At 33.5% G+C, this 477-nt stretch carries 1 protein-coding gene; it reads right to left on the bottom strand.

Going from position 1 to position 477, the window contains the following annotated elements; genetic code table 11:
- On the bottom strand, window positions 1-477 hold a 477-nt coding region (locus EF384_RS09645), incomplete at both ends, for an IS3 family transposase (protein ID WP_148076710.1).

Raw genomic sequence — 477 nt, 5'->3', positions numbered from 1 at the left:
TTCTTCTGAATATGCAATCATTTGTACGTTCTATAGCTGCCTTCAAAGCTTCCATCATACTTTCACCGTTAGGCCGTTTTGTTATTTGAAAACTGATGATTTCGCTATTGAATAAATCCATATAAGGATCTAAATAAAGTCTGCCTGTCTGAGTATTGCCTAACTGGTCCATATAATAGTATTTGAATTCAGTTGTATCAGTCGTAATTTTTTGATGTGGAACTGATGTGTTAAAACGTCGTTTTAAACGATTTGATGCTACTTTCCCTACAGTTCCCTTATAAGACTTATACTTTCTGCTTTTGTGTGAGAAGGCAGTTACAAGAATGCCTAATTCACGCATTAAGCGTAATACTTTCTTCCGATTTATATGATAACCTAATTTTTTTAACTCGGGAGTCAGTCTCTTATACCCATAATTTTTATTTTTCTCTCTTAGTTCTAGTAAAGCATCTTTGTAAACTTTATCCTTGTCTG

The sequence above is a fragment of the Aerococcus agrisoli genome (assembly GCF_003797145.1).
GTDB lineage: Bacteria > Bacillota > Bacilli > Lactobacillales > Aerococcaceae > Aerococcus > Aerococcus agrisoli.
Note: the sequence above shows the minus strand (reverse complement) of the source record. Positions and strands in the feature narration are given on the sequence as shown.